At 59.5% G+C, this 14,771-nt stretch carries 9 protein-coding genes and 1 tRNA gene; 5 read left to right on the forward strand and 5 right to left on the reverse strand.

The features are described from left to right. Positions 1-9 precede the first annotated feature (9 nt). Positions 10-2,127, reverse strand: a complete 2,118-nt coding sequence (locus NA78x_RS21570; RefSeq protein WP_425614449.1) for a hypothetical protein — start codon at positions 2,125-2,127, stop codon at positions 10-12. Positions 2,128-2,758: 631 nt separating this feature from the next. Then, positions 2,759-4,018, reverse strand: coding sequence for a hypothetical protein (locus NA78x_RS21575; RefSeq protein WP_425614450.1), 1,260 nt, complete (start codon positions 4,016-4,018; stop codon positions 2,759-2,761). A gap of 41 nt (positions 4,019-4,059) precedes the next feature. On the opposite strand from NA78x_RS21575, the gene NA78x_RS21580 reads away from it, so the two are divergent. The 4 genes from NA78x_RS21580 (at position 4,060) to NA78x_RS21595 (ending at position 9,003) form a co-directional block, all read left to right on the forward strand. Beyond that, the gene (locus NA78x_RS21580; RefSeq protein ID WP_425614451.1) at positions 4,060-4,353 is read left to right on the forward strand and encodes a hypothetical protein; all 294 of its coding nucleotides are present in this window, start codon (positions 4,060-4,062) and stop codon (positions 4,351-4,353) included. A gap of 127 nt (positions 4,354-4,480) precedes the next feature. Continuing rightward, positions 4,481-7,366: a hypothetical protein gene (locus NA78x_RS21585; protein ID WP_425614452.1), complete on the forward strand. Its 2,886-nt coding sequence runs from the start codon at positions 4,481-4,483 to the stop codon at positions 7,364-7,366. 43 nt (positions 7,367-7,409) lie between these two features. Beyond that, positions 7,410-8,768: a hypothetical protein gene (locus tag NA78x_RS21590; RefSeq protein WP_425614453.1), complete on the forward strand. Its 1,359-nt coding sequence runs from the start codon at positions 7,410-7,412 to the stop codon at positions 8,766-8,768. A gap of 153 nt (positions 8,769-8,921) precedes the next feature. Further along, positions 8,922-9,003 (forward strand) — tRNA-Ser (locus NA78x_RS21595). Positions 9,004-9,180: 177 nt separating this feature from the next. On the opposite strand, the gene NA78x_RS21600 is transcribed toward NA78x_RS21595, so the two are convergent. From NA78x_RS21600 to NA78x_RS21610, 3 genes are all read right to left on the reverse strand, one after another. Then, positions 9,181-9,555, reverse strand: a complete 375-nt coding sequence (locus NA78x_RS21600) for a hypothetical protein (protein WP_425614454.1) — start codon at positions 9,553-9,555, stop codon at positions 9,181-9,183. A gap of 142 nt (positions 9,556-9,697) precedes the next feature. Continuing rightward, positions 9,698-11,824: an elongation factor G gene (fusA, locus tag NA78x_RS21605; RefSeq protein ID WP_425614455.1), complete on the reverse strand. Its 2,127-nt coding sequence runs from the start codon at positions 11,822-11,824 to the stop codon at positions 9,698-9,700. 476 nt (positions 11,825-12,300) lie between these two features. Continuing rightward, positions 12,301-12,993 carry a Uma2 family endonuclease gene (locus NA78x_RS21610; RefSeq protein WP_425614456.1) on the reverse strand — a complete coding sequence of 231 codons (693 nt, stop codon included), beginning with the start codon at positions 12,991-12,993 and terminating at the stop codon, positions 12,301-12,303. Between the two features lie 181 nt (positions 12,994-13,174). Here NA78x_RS21610 and NA78x_RS21615 point away from each other — a divergent pair, with 181 nt between their 5' ends. Then, complete coding sequence (locus NA78x_RS21615; protein ID WP_425614457.1) at positions 13,175-14,728, forward strand: sulfatase family protein; 1,554 nt, start codon at positions 13,175-13,177, stop codon at positions 14,726-14,728. Positions 14,729-14,771: the final 43 nt, after the last annotated feature.

Genomic DNA, 14,771 nt, shown 5'->3' on the forward strand with positions numbered 1-14,771 from the left:
GTGAAGAGATTACTTCTCTTTCTTCACCACGCTGATTTTGATGGGCGGGCTGCTGTAGGTCGTTTTCATCACAAAGTTCAGCGAGACGTGCGCCATCACGACGCTGATGTGATTCTCGACCGGCGGCGCATCGGCAGCCGCTTTGATGGTGACAAAGCCAGTGGTTGCCGGGCCCGCGAGCAGCGTCTTCGCCTGCTTATCGTCGAGCGTCACTCCCGGCGGCAACGAATCGCCAAAGCTGCTCGCTAAGTGCCGATAGAGCATATCGAGCGTCACGTTCGTCTTGAAATCAGGGCTGCGATCGATGGTCACTTCGATCTTCTGCGAGCTACCTTGTTCCAGCTTGATCTCTGTGGTGCTGACAGAGACTTGACGGATATCGAGGTCATCGGTAACCGTGGCGAAATGGGTTTCGACGGGCCAATGACCGCGACCGCCACCAGGCTGGTAGGTCTCTTGATAAGGCTGACCAACTGCGGTCAGTTCCAGCTTGGCGCCGTCGGCTAGTTCATGCACGGCAGTGCCGGTCACGCGCAGGTTTGTACAGTTAAACTCAGCATCGTCATCGGCCTGCAGCACGATGATGGCATCGACGGCTTTGCCACCTTGAATACGGCCGCAGGTCGCGGTCACACCAGCGGGCAAGTTCTCGACCGTCAAATCCACGGGGCCGGTGAAACCGCACTTGCGCTCGACGCGGCAAAACACCACGCTGCTCGAACCGCGCGGAATCTGGGTCTTGTCGGTATCGAGATACAACTCGAAGTAAGGCTGCGCACGAGTTACTTTCAAAAAGTACGGGAAGCGATCTCCGCCGCGGAGGTGAACATCGCGAATATCGATGAAGTACTTGCCGTCCGCAGGAGCGATCCAGTTCTCCAGCCAGGAGTCGGAGAAGTTGCGCTTGCCAAGTTTCAGGTCGTCGCTGAGTTGCAACTGGGCTCCTTTTTCGTTTAGCAATCGCAGGTGCGAATCGAGTTGCGAGTTTCGCCGACGAGCAACAATCTCCAGTGAATAGGCATCTCCCTTCTTCGCGTCGAAGGCAAAGTAGTCGACGTCTCCTTCGGCACCCAGGCGGCCATTCACACCCGCAGGAACGGTAATCGACTGAGCCTTCTCGGCGGAGTTGTTTTCGTCAGCAAGCTCGGCAACGAGAGGCAGATCGGTCACTTCTACCGCGAAGGGAGACGTAGTTCGTTCGTCACTGGTTGCTTGCAACCACTGCTGGCCGAGGGGAGCATCGGCGGGGAGTTGAACCGACAATGGCTTGTCGGCGAGCAAAAAACCTGCACCCTTGAGTTCCGTGGTTGCGTTGCGGGCGACGCCCAGTGGAAACACGCTTTCAACCACAGGCTGCGGACTCACTTCAATTGCATATTCCCAGTATTGATTGCCTTGGTACCGCACATCGCGAATTTCGAGAACGTAGTCTCCTTCTTGTTCAAACTTGTGGCTGAGTAGCGGATCGGCCCGGAAGTAATTGTCGCTCGCGGCAATGGTCACACCGGCAGAGTTACGCAGCATCAGGATCGGGTCGCAGTGCTGCTGCAGGTCGTGAATCTTGTCCTGCAGACGACCGGCCCAGACATGAAAATTCAATGCTTGCCCAGCGGTTGCATGAAACTTGAAGAAGTCGACGTCCTCGGCCTTTTCGACACAGCCGCAGATGGTGGCTGGCACTTGCACAACGGTCGCCTTGTCGAGGCTGTCGTTGTTGCTTCCTTCCACCACAACCGGGCCCGTTCCGACAACGAGTTGACCAACGGTACTAACCCCCAGCGGCGTCACCACCCGCACATCGCGCACGCCGGGAAGGGCATCGACGGCGACATGAAAGCGGACCTTCAGTTGCTCGACGGGCTTTTTCGCAGCGTCTGCGGGCTTGATCTCGGACGGAACGACTTCGCCGGTCACACCCTGGCCGCTCACGAGAATCTGGTAGGCACCGTACATCGTGTAGCGCGACACGATGGTGTGTTCGGAAGTCTGCCCCACGGTCGCGGCAATGGGCTTGATGCTCATCAGCATCGGGTAGCCGGTCTGAGCGGTCGCGATCAGCGGGCAAGCAGCCAGCAGCAACAGGGCCGCGAAGGTACGACGGACGAACCGATGATGCGCACATCGCATGGCAGCAAACTCCAGGCACGGCGGGGGGGCAAAGGTGGGAGCCGTCAGTTTAGTCGGTTGCCGCTGGCGGTGCCAAGCACAAGGCGAAGCCCGCGAATCTCTCGCCTGCGATGCGCTTTTGCTTGCTCTTCCGCAATAGGCAAATTACGATGACCGCTACGGGACGCATAACCTGCGCGCCCATTGCACATCAATTTTTGGCGACCATGGTTCTGCTGGCAGTTCGGCCAAGACGGTTTGAGCCCTGCGGCAGCCCAGCATTCGGCGGGCTATTACGGAGTTTTGGTGATGACTAGGAGCATTCGGTGGATGTTGTTGTCGGCGGCGGCTTGTTCGCTGTTCGGCTCCATTGGCTGGTCGCAAGATCCGCTGCTCGATGAACTTTATGGCCGGGGTGTTCACTCCTATTACGGCCGTGCTTATCAGCAGGCCCATGGCTTTCTGACCGAAGCCATTTCTGGCGGCAGCACCGATCCACGCGTCTATTACTTCCGCGCCTTGGCCTACAGCAAGTTGGGTCGCCCCGACGAAGCCAAAGCCGATTTTGACAAGGGCGCTGCCCTGGAAGTGTCTGCCGGGGACATCTATCCCATCGGCAAGTCACTTGAACGCGTTCAAGGTTCCGATCGCATCACGCTGGAAAGCTACCGTCGCAACGCTCGTTTAATGGCGCGTAGCAATTCGGGAGCTCGCGAAAAAGCCCGTTACGAAAACTTGCAGCGAAACGAAGGTGAGGTTCTGCGGAATCCTGGTGCCGCACCTGCTCCAGCCGCCGTTGCACCCGCGATGGCTGCCCCCGCCGCTGGCGATCCGTTTGGCGAAGCACCTGCCAATCCGTTTGGCGGCGCTCCTGCGGCCGCTCCAGCACCGGCAGCAGCTGCCCCCGCCGCGAATGCTGCTGACCCGTTTGGTGGTGCAGAAGCACCGCCGGCACCTGCACCAGTTCCTGTCCCCGCCGTGCCCGCTCCGGCACCAGCGCCAGCCGCTGATCCAGTTGATCCATTTGGCGCAGCTCCAGCTGCTGTGCCTGTTCCGGCAGCACCGGCTGCGGTGCCCGCTCCTGTACCGGCACCCGCCGCTGCTGATCCATTTGGTGCTGCACCAGTTCCGGCCGCTCCGGCTCCAATGCCGATGCCAGCACCAGCTGCTGCCGATCCATTCGGTGCTGATCCCGCACCGGCAGCTCCGGCACCAGCCGCTCCAGCGCCTGCGACTCCAGCTCCCGCTGCTGCTGATCCATTTGGCGCTGCACCGGTTCCGGCTCCAGCGGCTCCAGCTGTTCCAGCACCGATGCCCGCTCCTGCTGCTGATCCGTTCGGTGCTGATCCTGCTCCGGCACCCGCCGCTCCAGCCCCAATGCCGGCACCAGCTCCCGCTGCTGCTGATCCGTTTGGCGCAGCGCCTGCTCCCGCAGCCCCGGCTGCACCAGCACCGATGCCGGCACCAGCACCCGCTGCCGCTGATCCATTTGGCGCAGCTCCGGCTCCAATGCCAGCTCCGGCACCAGCACCTGCCGCTGCTGATCCGTTCGGCGCAGCGCCTGCTCCCGCAGCCCCGGCTGCACCAGCACCGATGCCGGCACCAGCACCCGCTGCCGCTGATCCATTTGGCGCAGCTCCGGCTCCAATGCCAGCTCCGGCACCAGCACCTGCCGCTGCTGATCCGTTCGGCGCAGCGCCTGTTCCCGCTCCAGCTGCGCCAGCAACTCCAGCGGCTCCAGCTCCAATGCCCGCGCCTGCTCCAGCACCTGCAAGTGACGATCCGTTCGGTGCTGCACCGGCTCCTGCCCCCGCACCAGCGGCACCTGGTCCAATGCCCGCGCCTGCCCCCGCACCAGCGGCACCTGGTCCAATGCCCGCGCCTGCACCAGCACCTGCCAGCGACGATCCATTCGGCGCTGCTCCGGCTCCGGCACCTGCCGCACCAGGCCCAATGCCCGCTCCGGCTCCCAAGCCAGCTCCTGCACCAGCCAGCGATGATCCGTTCGGCGCTGCTCCCGCAGTGAAGCCTGCCGATGAGAAGGATGATCCATTCAAAGATGACGCAGTGGTTCCTGCCTCGGCTACGACTCCAGTTCCTGCAGCGAAGCCGGCTCCAGCTCCTGCACCAGTCAGCGATGATCCGTTTGGTCCTGCTCCGGCTGCCCCAGCTCCAGCGCCCGCTGCTCCCACAGTACCGGCACCAGCCCCCGCGCCAGCTCCGCCAGCCGCCGATCCCTTCGGCTAATAGGTCCGACTGGCTTGTTGGCAAGTTAACGAACGATTGATGAACAGCGCCGTCATCCCTTTCGGATGACGGCGCTGCTGTTTCCACCCGCCTGATTCTCTCCCACCGATCGCCAGGGACCACGAGCATGAAATGCTTGCTTCGCCCGCGCGTCTTGTTCTCGGCGTGCTTCCTCTTTTTGTGTGGAGTGGCGTCGCTCGTCGCCGCAGCACCCGCCATAAACAATCTATCGCTGCGTGGCCTCACCGCCGGTTCTGCGATGACCATCGCCGTCGAAGGGACTGAGTTGACGGACGATACCAAGCTCGTCTTGCCGGTGCCAATCGTGTCCCAGTCCGTCAAACCGGGCGCGAAGGCCAATCGCGTCGAAATTGAAGTTGTGATTGATGCAGCCGCTTCTCCAGGCATTCACCTGCTGGGGGTTGTCACGAAGAATGGCGTTTCTAATCCACTCGCCATCGGCATCGATCGCCTTCCGCAAGCAGCCTTCAGCGAGACCGTTGCCCAGTTGCCCGTCGCCCTCACGGGCAACTTGCCCGCCACGCAATCGCTGAAAGCCTCGTTCGCTGGCAAGAAGGGCGACGTCATCACGCTGGATGTCGAAGCTCAGCGTCTTGGTGCTGCGATTAAGCCCGTCGTGCGATTGCTCGATGCCCGCGGAACGCAAATCGCGTACAGTCCGCCGCTGCGAACCGTGGGGGGCGACGCTCGCCTGACCAGCACGCTCCCCGCAGATGGCACGTACATCGCCGAGGTCCACGACCAACTTTATCGCCCTGCCACACCTAGCCACTTCCGCTTGAAGATTGGCAAGCTGCAGTACGCCGATCTTGCGTTGCCACTGGCCGTTGCTCAAGGGAGCAAAGCGAGTGTGCGCTTGCCGGGTAGTTCGCTCACCGAAGAAATCGCTGTCGATGCCTCAGCCTTCCCTGCTACGGGAACAACCACCGTTTCCCTGCCCGGCACGTTCGCAACTTTTACAGGCGCCGCTCCGCGTCTCTTGGTCAGCAATGCCACGGAAGCTATCGAGCCCGCCCGAACCGAGGGACAACTGCCACAGCTTGCGAATGTCCCGGCCGGCATCAGCGGTGTGCTGGCCGCTGCCAGCGAAGAAGATCGCTATTCACTTTCCGTCATGCCCGGACAAAAGCTGCGGTTCGAAGTTTTTGCCCAGCGATTGGGTTCGCCCATCGATGCGGTCCTCTCGATCTACGGCGCGGGTGGCAACCAACTTAGCACCAGCGATGATCGTGCCGGTACGAGCGACCCACTCCTCGATCTCACCGTTCCCGCGGGCGTGACCCAGGTGCTCGTGGGAGTGAAAGACATGCAAGATCGAGGTGGTGCAAACTTCGCCTATCGCATCGAAGCTCGCGACGCTGGTGCTCCCGATTTTTCGCTCACGCTGGCCGCTGACCGCTTAAACATTCCCGCTGGTGGAACACAGGTGTTGCTCGTCCAGGCCACACGCATGGGCTATCAAGGTGCCATCGATATCAGTCTGCCCGGTCTGCCACCCAGTGTCTCCATTCAGGGGAACAAGATTGCGGAAGGCGCCTCAATTGCCCTGCTCACGCTCTCTGCTGCGGCAGACTCGGCGGGTGTCCATGGCCTGGTGATGGTCGTTGGCACTGCCTCACAGTTACCCCAGGCCGTTTCGCGAATCGCCCTGACGCCCGATCTGCCGGGGTCGGTTTATCAAGCTCACTTGCGACAGCAGTTTGCCGTGGCTGTCATGAACGCGTCTCCCATTTCGTTTGCCTGGAATGGCGATGCTGCCGATGCACTCGTCCTTGGCGATAAGCTGGTGGCCAAACTCGCGGTCGCACGCACGGGCAAGGTTCCCGGCAATGTGCGGGTTCGCCTGCTCACCACACAGCCCACGCCGAAGAAGACCATCAAAGAAGGCAACCAGGACAAAGTCGTCGACGATGTGAACGCTGCCCTGCGACTCGAGGGAACTCCGCAATTCAAGCCTGATCAGCAGGAACTCGCGGCGAATATTCTCGTTCCCTCGGATCTACCGCAGCAAAAGTGGGATCTGGTCCTCGTCGCCGACCTGCTCGCTGCCGACGGCAAAACGGTTGTCTCGTCGATTGCCGCTCCCGTTCGCACGCTCGCTCCCGTCGCGCCATTCCAGTTGCAGTTGACCGGCGGTGAGTCGGCCGAAGGAAAAGCCGGTGCTGGTGAAACGGGCAAGTTGATTGGCAAGATCGAACGCGTCGCTGCCTTCCAACAGCCTGTGGTTGTGACGCTCGAGAATCTGCCCAAGGGTTTTGTCTCGCCGCAGGTGATCGTACCGGCCGACAAGACCGAATTTGAACTGCCACTGACGTTTCCCTTTGGCAGCAAGGCTGGCGCTTTGAAAGGTGTTAAGCTGGTTGCCCTCGCTGCTCCCGTCTCGGTGAATTCAGTCCGTAGCAATTCGGTCGCCGTGAACATCACGGTTGTCGCCGGCGATAAGCCCGCCGCAGAACAACCACTCGAAGTCTTCGAGGACGATGAAAAGTTCGTCGCCCTGCTGACCGAAGGTGGCGGCCGCGCAGTGCCGGAGAATCGCGACAAATTTAGTGGTGCCGTTTGCTTGCGTGTGAATGGCGATCAAAAGCTGGCCTCAAAGCTGCCGATGCTCGGCGTCAAAGTGCGTGAGAATCCAGGTCCCGGCGAAGTTCGCTACATTCGCTTTGCCTGGAAGAAACAAGGTGGCAATACGATCTGCCTGCAGTTGAATCACGATGGTACCTGGGGACCTGGCGGCACGGGGCGTGAAGGCGCGAAGTTCCGCTACCATGCCGGGCCCGGCGGCGAGTGCTACGGTGGCTCGCTGGTGATCGACGAAAAAGTGCCCGCCAAGTTCGAAGTAGTCACGCGCGACCTGTTTGCCGACTTCGGCGAGTTCACACTGAGTGGAATGGCGTTTTCTGCCGTTGACGGACAGGCCGCGCTGTTCGACCATATCTACCTGGGGCGATCGCTGGCCGATTTCGATTTGGTCAAAGACAAAGCCAAGTAGCGGTCGCTCGGAACTTGCTTCTCCGAGTAGGAAGACACTCGCCATGCACGGTACGGTCACTTGTCCTGCCTGCGGGCATCGCTTCTTCAGCGCCGCCCGCGGCGCAGCGCCCATTCGCTGCGAGCAGTGCTCCGGCTCATTCTCACCGCAGGCCGCCAAGGCAAATTCGTCCAGCCCGCAGGTTACCGTTCCCAAACCTGCCGGGCCGCCCAAGCCGCAGCCCATTCAACCCGCCGCCGAGCAGCCTTTGGTAATGGCCTCGCTTGTGCCAGAGCCGCCCGCTGCTCCACCGCAGCCCAACGCAGGCCCAGTGATTCCGCCGCATATCCTCCAACTGCAATCGCCCAAGCCAAATCCGATCCAGCCGAACTCATCTCAGCCCAACACCTCGGAACCCAAGCCCTCGCCCCCTCCGTTTCGGCCCCCACCGCAGCCAAATCTTCCCAGCCCGAATCACACGCCCATCATCGTCGGCTGTCTCGCGCTGTTGGGTGTGTTTTTGATCTTCTGCGGCGGCGGGGCATTTCTGTTCTTTCGCGTTGGCTCCCAGGCCATTGCCAAGGCCGAGCGCGAAATGCGGCGGGCGGACGACATCGGACCTATTAGCCCTCCTCCACCCGTCATGCGCAATATTCCTCCCCCGCGAATGCCCGATCGGATACCGCCCAGGATGCCGGAGTTTTCTCCGCCACGGCCACCACCAGAAATTCCGCCGGTGGTCATGCCTCCGCGACCAGTGATGCCGCCGGACTTTGCGCCGTCCCGTCCCATGCCCCCTCGCGGTCCCATTTCGAAGCGACCCGATCAACTTACGGATAGCGAAAAGCTCGACGCGATCTTAAAGCAACTGAACGACACGAATAGCGGCCGCCCAGCCTGGTTTGCACTGCAGGAGCTTAACCGCCTGCCCTACCAGGAAGACCGCCGCGACGACGTCTCGGCAGCTCTCAACGTCTGTCTGAAGTCTGCTGATTTCGGCTCGGTGCGAGCGGCTACCGAGGCTCTCGGCAAATGGGGCACGCAGCAGAATGTCCCTACACTCCTCGAAGTGCTGGAGTCCCCCAGTTCGCTCGGCAATCGAGACGTGGCACTCGCCCTGGTCAAGCTCAGTCCGACCCAAGCGACGGCTGAAGCACTCGTGGCGAAGCTCGAGAATTTTTCTAGCCAGGGGGCAATTCGCGGGGCCTTGATGGAACTAGGCCCCCTGGCTGAAGAGCCGCTGCTGGCCAGGCTCGAAACCTCGACGAAACGGCACGACCGCATGTACATCATTCAGTTGCTGGGCGAGATCGGCGGAGAAGCTTCCCGCCCGCTGCTGCAGCGAATCGCCAACAGCCAGGACTTTATCGCGAAGTCGGCCGCTGGCGACGCACTCAGCAAAATCGACGCCCGGAAAAAGTGACCCCTGCGCGTTGAACGGTACGGCAACATCCGGCCTGTGATATCTGTAGGGCTCGTGCGGGGCGGTCTGGGCGAAACGCTCTTTCCGTCGTAAACTATTGGCTTGCCAGCGTCGATAAACTGGAAGCTTCCAGGCATCGGCCAGCACACCCCCGGAGGGTAAGCGAATGGCTAGCGGTCACACTGGAAATGTGATGCCGGGCAACCGGTTGCGAGTTCGAATCTCGTGCCCTCCGCTCTGAACTTGAAAAAGCACCGTCACGATGGCGGTGCTTTTTTGTTGCGACAAAAGAGCCTATGTGTTCAACAATGGCGTCCTTTGTTGAGCATGAATCGCTCGCAAACCCGAGAGTTACGCCATCTGCTGTTCCACAATTGACCCGATTGTTGAACACCCCTCTTTTGCGGTTTGCTCACTCTCGTTGCACACCGTGCAGGTCTCTTGCGCTTGCGACAAACTCCAGAAACGGGAGTCGACGAAGGCAGCTAGCGCAGTACTTTCCCGGCTTGATGATCGGCTCGACTTGCCGGACGAACTCGATGTCGTTGAAATCGATGCGACCCCGAGTGGCAATGCCCAAAAACTTGGGATCGTACTGATCAAACTCTAAGAAGCAGATGTTGCACAGCACCAGCATCAAGCTGCCAAAGATTCGATACTCGCAGTAAGTATGCCGGGCGCTACGAGCATGTTCGAGTTCGTCAGGGATGAGACCGCCATCCATGCAGGGTGCAACGTCGCAAACTTGTAGCTGCTCGTAGCACAACGGGCAATGTGTGGCTTGCATGCTCGCACCATTCGAAAAGCGATTTGACTCAACAACGGACCAACTGCCTTTCGGTAGGTTCACAAAAAAAGGCCAGGTAGTTCATCACTACCTGGCCCGAATGCTGAAATGAATCAGCGGGGGAGCATCGTTCAGCGGTTGCTTACTTCGAGCCCACCAGTTGCTTCGAGTTCTTCTTCTTTTCGGCGATGATTTCTTCCTGGACGTTGCTTGGAGCCTTGCTGTACTTCGCAAGTTCCATGGTGAACGTCCCCTGACCCTTCGTCATGCTGCGGATATCGGTTGCGTAACCGAACACTTCCGACAGCGGAACTTCGGCGATGATCTGGCAGACCCCTTCGCGAGTGTCGCTGTTCATGATGATGCCACGGCGGCGGTTCACGTCGCCGGTAACGTCACCTTGATAGTTGTCCGGGCACTCGATTTCGACCTTCATGATCGGTTCGAGAATAGCGGGCTTCGTATCAATGAAGTGCGTCCGCAAGCAGTCCTGTGCACAGATCTGGAAAGCACGATCCGAGCTATCGACATCGTGGTACGAACCATCGGTCACGACAACATGCAACCCGACGATTGGGTATTCCGCGAGCGGGCCCTTGTTGAGCAACGCCCGGAAACCCTTTTCGATCGAGTTTTCGAATTCACCTGGAATGCGACCACCGGTCACCTTCCAATCGAAGACGAAGTTTTCTGTCGAGTCTTCTGGCAGCGGTTCGAAGTAACCGACGACGTGACCGTATTGGCCCGAACCACCGGTTTGCTTCTTGTGCTTGTAGTTGTACTCGTACTTGCGAGTTGGCGATTCACGATAGCTGACCTTCGGCGCACCGACTTCCAGTTCCACCTTGTATTCGCGGCGAATGCGTTCGACGTAAATATCAAGGTGCAACTCACCCATGCCCGCGATGATCGTCTCGCTGGTTTCCTCGTCGTTGAAGACGCGGAAGGTTGGGTCTTCCTTGCGGAAGCGTTGCAAAGCCTTGCCCATCTTGTCAGCGTCCGCACGGCTCGTCGGCGTCACGGCGACCTTGATCACCGGTTCGGGGACGAACATGCTTTCCAGCGAGCAGTACTTGTTTTCGGACGCATAGGTATCGCCGCTCGCACAGTCGATGCCCGTGATCGCGACGATATCGCCCGCTTCGGCTCCGTCCACGACTTCACGCTTGTTGGCGTGCATCTTGACGATCTGGCTGAAGCGATCTTTTTTCTGCGTACGTTGGTTGTAGTAAAACTCGCCCTTCTTGATCGAGCCTTGATAGATTCGCAAGAAGGTCAACTGACCGAAGGGATCTTCGACAATCTTGAACGCCATCCCGACGAACGGGGCAGTCGGATCGGGCTTCAGTCCCATGGTCTCGGCCGGATTGTCCCACTTCTTGGCCGTCAGCTCGCGTTCGAGCGGTGAAGGCAAGTAGCGAACGATCGCGTCGAGCAGCAACTGAACTCCCTTGTTCTTATAAGCCGAGCCGATCATGACCGGAGTCATGCCCTGCTGTTGGGTTGCCTTCTTGATGGTGTCGTACACCAACTGAACTGGCGGTTCCTGCTCGCTGAGCAAGATTTCCATCAATTCGTCGCTGTACATCGCCAGCGCTTCCAGCATCTTGTGACGCCACTCTTTGACGGGCGCTACGTATTCGGCAGGAATCGCTTCCTCACGAACGATTTCACCCTTCGGGCCATCAAAGAAGAAGGCCTTTTGCGTAACCATATCGATGACGCCGGCAAAGGTTTCGCCGCCACCCATGGGGTACTGAATGAGCACTGGGTTTGCATTGAGCTTGCTGCGCAGATCGTCGAGGATCGCGAGCGGACGAGCGCCGGTGCGGTCCATCTTGTTGATGAACGCAATGCGCGGAATGTGGTACCGCTTCATCTGGCGATCGACCGTCATCGATTGCGATTGCACGCCGCCGACCGCGCACAGCACGAGCACAGCGCCGTCGAGCACGCGCAAGCTGCGTTCGACTTCGATCGTGAAGTCCACGTGTCCGGGTGTGTCGATGAGGTTCATGACGTGCATGTGGCTCTCATCGCCAGGAAACGCCGGGTCATTCCATTCCAAGTGCGTCGCCGCGCTGGTAATGGTGATACCGCGTTCTTTTTCCAGCTCCATATGGTCCATGGTCGCGCCGTCGCCGCCACCCTTGACCTCTTCGATCTTGTGGATGCGGCCAGAGTAAAACAGGATCCGCTCGCTGAGGGTCGTTTTGCCCGAGTCGATGTGAGCCGAAATACCGAAGTTGCGAACTTTTGTCAGATCCATAAAACGCACCTAGAAAACACGACGCAAAAACATCGGACCAACAATGCGCTGGGCCGAATCAATCCAGTGTACACGTAAACGCCATCTGGTAGCACACCCCAGACAATGGTGACTGCCAATGCGTCTAACTCGCAGACAGGGCGAGACTTAGAGGCGATTGAGCGAGCTTTGCAGCGGGCCAGATCGAGCAGGAATTTGCCCTGAGGCAGCACCTGCACGCAACGACGGTCCCTGTCTTCACTAACTCGGTCCGACCGCCTGCACCTCACATAGATGCACTGACCGGGTCTCAAGTTCGGGCATATCGCTGCGAGAAAACCGTCATCCTTGCAACCGATAATCTTATCGGAATTTGCCCCCACGGAAAGGTCAAATGAGTCCTCGCCCGCAATGTGCACGCAAAATCTTCGAAGATTCACAAGTGTTTGCACCGCCGATTACAGGCTGCGAGTCGCTGGACAGATTCGAGCTTCGAATCAGCCCGGTGCGGAGGGTGGTGGAACCGTCAGCGGATCAACGAAAACTTCGGCAATTCGCAGCTCGAAGCTGGGCAGCAGCGGCGTGGTAAGCATGGCGGTTTCGGCCAGCACTTCGTGAGCTTCGACGCTCGTGTAGCGATGCACTTCCCGCTGCTGTGGATAGACGTACCAAACCTCAAGCGAGCCGTTATCAAAGTACTCTTTCAGTTTGTCTGCCATCTCGCGGCGGCCATTCGAGGGACTGATGACCTCCACTGCCAAATCGGGCGACAGCGACGCAATCGGCTCATGCGGAAAGCCAGCCTGACGGCCACGCTCCGTGGAGATAAACGAAACGTCCGGAATGCGGATCAGGTCAGGCTGGAGCCGCAGCATGCCGTCGGCGCCAAGTAGAAAACCGATGGGGTTTGACTTTAAATAGGTGCCAATGGCGATGGCAATTTGAATTGCAACAAATGACTCAAATGTTCCCATAGCCTTCTCGATCAAGGTCCTTTCAACAAGTTCAAATAGCCGGCCATGACGGCTCTGATAGGCCAGAACGTGCTGCTCGGTTGCTTGTCCCGGCGCAGGAGACATACAGATTCGATTGGCCGGGATGTCGCCAAACCGATCCGCCAGTTCGACCAGCGTGTAAACCGGCCGACTAAAATCGATGTTGAAGTCTGCAAGAAAGGGCGAAGTACTCATAGCTGCATCTTAAGCCGCCAGCAATCCGATTGCGATATTCGAGCGACGTGATTGCTTCGTGCGGCGATCCTGACGCTGCTCCGAGCATTGCCGTCCCGCCTTCTTGACCCACGTTTTCGCGCGACGGATACTGTCGCCCATTGAACGATTCGCGCGCTGACCCTCCCTCTCTTGGTGCACCATGCTAAGCCGCTGCAACCTGGCAAGTTATTGCTTCCTCACTCTGGCGACCGCGATCCTGCTCGTTCGACCTGCCCAGGCAGAACAGCCAGCGGGTGGTTCTCGCCTGCCCAATATCGTCTTCATCCTGGCCGATGACATCGGCTACGGCGACCTTTCCTGCCAGGGTGCGAAGCACGCCAAGACCCCCAACCTCGACCGCCTCGCCAAGGAAGGCTGTCGCTTTCTCGATGCTCACTCCCCCGCCTCGACTTGTACGCCCACTCGCCGGGCGTTGCTGACCGGTACCTATTCCTTTCGCCAAGAGCCCGGCTCGCGCATCGCTCCCGGCGATGCCGCGCTGAGCATCGATCCTGGCACCAGCACCATTGCCTCGCTGATGAAGTCGGCCGGCTATCGAACCGGCGTGGTTGGCAAGTGGCACATCGGCCTCGGTCCTCAAGGCGGGCCTGATTGGAACGGCGAAATCAAACCAGGCCCGCTCGAATTGGGATTCGACAAGTCCTTCATCATGGCCGCGACCGGTGACCGCGTGCCCACCGTGTATGTCGAAGATCGCCGCATCGTCGGCCTCGATCCCAAAGACCCGATCAAGGTCAGCTACAAGGAAAAAGTCGGTACCGAACCGACCGGCAAAGAAAATCCAGAACTGCTCAAGCTCAAGCACACGCATGGCCACGACATGACCATTGTGAATGGTGTCGGTCGCATTGGGTGGATGACCGGCGGCAAGTCTGCCCGCTGGGTCGACGAAGACATGTCCGATACCTTCGTGAAGCATGCCGTGAAGTTCATCGAGCAGGAATCAGAGAAGCCGTTCTTCCTCTTCTTCGCTGCCCACGATGTTCACGTCCCGCGAGTTCCCCATGCTCGGTTCAAAGGGACGAGTCCCGTCGGCACCCGTGGCGATGCCATCCACGAACTCGATGACGCTGTTGGCACGTTGCTCGCCACGCTCGATCGCCTCAAGCTGACCGACAACACACTCGTCATCTTCTCCAGCGACAACGGCGGCGTGATGGACGACGGTTACGAAGACGTCGGCAAGTTCGACTATCATCCCAACGCTCCGCTGCGTGGCACCAAGGGAACACTCTTCGAAGGTGGCCACCGCGTGCCGTTTCTGGCTCGCTGGCCCGGCAAGATCAAACCGGGCACCACTTCGAATGCCCTGCTCGCGCTACTCGACCTGCCCGCGACGTTCGCGGCGATCACCAAGACCGCCGTTCCCGCCGATCAATGCCGCGACAGTGTGAATGTCCTGCCGGCCCTTCTCGGCGAATCAAAAACCGGCCGCGAGAACTTTGTCGCCCACACTGGCGGCACTCAGGGACCATTCGCCGTTCGCTCGGGCCATTGGAAGTTGATCACCAACGCCAACAACAACTACGGCAAGCAAGGCAAAGCCGCGCCGAAGGGCAAAGGTGCCATCGCGGGACCACAGCTTTACGATCTCGAAAAGGATCCCGCCGAAGAGCACAACCTCATCGAATCGAATCCTGAGAAAGCAGCCGAGATCAAAGCTTTGCTCGCCAAGATTCGCAACGTGGAGTAACTCGCCGGCGCGTGGCATCATCCAACGCTCGTGGGAATTCGGT

The sequence above is a fragment of the Anatilimnocola aquadivae genome (assembly GCF_049819085.1).
Classification (GTDB): Bacteria; Planctomycetota; Planctomycetia; order Pirellulales; family Pirellulaceae; genus Anatilimnocola.

Excerpts from the sequence above, each read along its gene's own strand:
- NA78x_RS21570 (WP_425614449.1), bottom strand. The coding sequence starts at position 2,127 with ATGCGATGTGCGCATCATCGGTTCGTCCGTCGTACCTTCGCGGCCCTG.
- NA78x_RS21575 (WP_425614450.1), bottom strand. The coding sequence starts at position 4,018 with ATGGATCGTCGCTGGCAGGTGCTGGTGCAGGCGCGGGCATTGGACCAG.
- NA78x_RS21580 (WP_425614451.1), top strand. The coding sequence starts at position 4,060 with ATGCCCGCTCCGGCTCCCAAGCCAGCTCCTGCACCAGCCAGCGATGAT.
- NA78x_RS21585 (WP_425614452.1), top strand. The coding sequence starts at position 4,481 with ATGAAATGCTTGCTTCGCCCGCGCGTCTTGTTCTCGGCGTGCTTCCTC.
- NA78x_RS21590 (WP_425614453.1), top strand. The coding sequence starts at position 7,410 with ATGCACGGTACGGTCACTTGTCCTGCCTGCGGGCATCGCTTCTTCAGC.
- NA78x_RS21600 (WP_425614454.1), bottom strand. The coding sequence starts at position 9,555 with ATGCAAGCCACACATTGCCCGTTGTGCTACGAGCAGCTACAAGTTTGC.
- fusA (WP_425614455.1), bottom strand. The coding sequence starts at position 11,824 with ATGGATCTGACAAAAGTTCGCAACTTCGGTATTTCGGCTCACATCGAC.
- NA78x_RS21610 (WP_425614456.1), bottom strand. The coding sequence starts at position 12,993 with ATGAGTACTTCGCCCTTTCTTGCAGACTTCAACATCGATTTTAGTCGG.
- NA78x_RS21615 (WP_425614457.1), top strand. The coding sequence starts at position 13,175 with ATGCTAAGCCGCTGCAACCTGGCAAGTTATTGCTTCCTCACTCTGGCG.